The 411-nt window shown below is 47.0% G+C and carries 1 protein-coding gene and 1 pseudogene; both read right to left on the reverse strand.

Features of this window, described 5'->3' with window-relative positions; genetic code table 11:
- Nucleotides 1-317 (reverse strand): 50S ribosomal protein L22 (rplV, locus tag MTN96_RS36930; protein ID WP_248534877.1); only part of this gene is annotated, 317 nt, incomplete at its 3' end.
- 13 nt (nucleotides 318-330) lie between these two features.
- A pseudogene (locus MTN96_RS36935) lies at nucleotides 331-411 on the reverse strand (ribosomal protein S19 family protein); the annotation flags it as partial.

Consider the following 411-nt stretch of genomic DNA (forward strand, 5'->3'; position numbering starts at 1 on the left):
ACAACAGTGATGTGGCTTGTACGCTTAAGGATGCGGTCTGCGCGTCCTTTAGCACGTGGCATAATACGTTTCATTGTTGGACCATCGTCCACAAAAATCGTTGTTACACGTAGCTCATCAATGTCAGCACCTTCGTTATGCTCTGCGTTAGCAATAGCAGACTCAAGTACTTTCTTAACTAATACAGCCGCTTTTTTCGGGCTGTACGCCAGGATTTCTAGTGCGCGATCGACAGGTAACCCGCGGATCTGATCTGCAACTAGACGTGCTTTTTGCGCCGAACCAGAGGCGAATTTATGTTTAGCTAATGCTTGCATTTATCTTCCCCTCTTAACGTTTCTTCGCTTTCTTATCCGCAGCATGGCCACGGTAAGTGCGAGTTGGTGCAAATTCACCTAGTTTGTGACCGAT

This window comes from Pseudoalteromonas sp. 2CM28B, assembly GCF_023161935.1.